The sequence below is a fragment of the Megasphaera sp. AF13-6AC genome, from assembly GCF_027685385.1.
Taxonomy (GTDB): Bacteria; Bacillota; Negativicutes; order Veillonellales; family Megasphaeraceae; genus Megasphaera; species Megasphaera micronuciformis.
In genome coordinates this window covers 1-645 of sequence record NZ_JAQCUN010000310.1, presented here as the reverse complement: position 1 = coordinate 645, position 645 = coordinate 1, and the positions used below count along the sequence as shown (strand labels likewise).

Annotated in this window: 1 protein-coding gene; it reads right to left on the bottom strand. The window is 45.7% G+C overall.

What is annotated here, in order from left to right:
• On the bottom strand, nt 1-628 hold a 628-nt coding region (locus PGX78_RS09070), incomplete at its 3' end, for a 4Fe-4S binding protein (protein WP_270446636.1).
• Nucleotides 629-645: the final 17 nt, after the last annotated feature.

Genomic DNA, 645 nt, shown 5'->3' with positions numbered 1-645 from the left:
GTTGTTCTTCATCGAAGGGTTTCATAGTCAAGGCCTGTTTCGGGCAAACATGCGTACAACTGCCGCAACCGAGGCAATCCATGACGGAAACTACAATGCTGTATTTATAGTCTCCGGCCGTCTTAATAACCTTATTCGTATATCCTTCCGGAGCCTTAGCCGCTTCTTCATCAGTTAACAAGAAAGGACGAATAGCTGCATGAGGACATACAAAGGAGCACTGGTTACAACCGATACATTTTTCATTATCCCAACTGGGAACGAACATAGCCACGCCGCGTTTTTCTTCGGCACATGTGCCTGTCGGCCAGTGTCCGTCTTCAAAGCCGTCGAAAATACTTACAGGCAGGTCGTCGCCTTCAAGACGATTGGTCGGCAAAGCAAATTTCTTATAGAATTCGGAATGGTCGGACATATCGATTTCTTCATCAACAGCGTCGGCCCAAGATGCGGGAACATCGATTTTAACAATATTGTTAAGGCCTTCATCAATAGCCGCATAGTTCTTGTTAACGACTTCCTGCCCTTTTTTGCCGTACGATTTTACGACCGCTTCTTTCAATTTTTCGATAGCTAAATCTACGGGAATAACCTCGGACAACTTGAAGAACGCCGACTGCATAATCATGTTAATGCGTCCGCCCA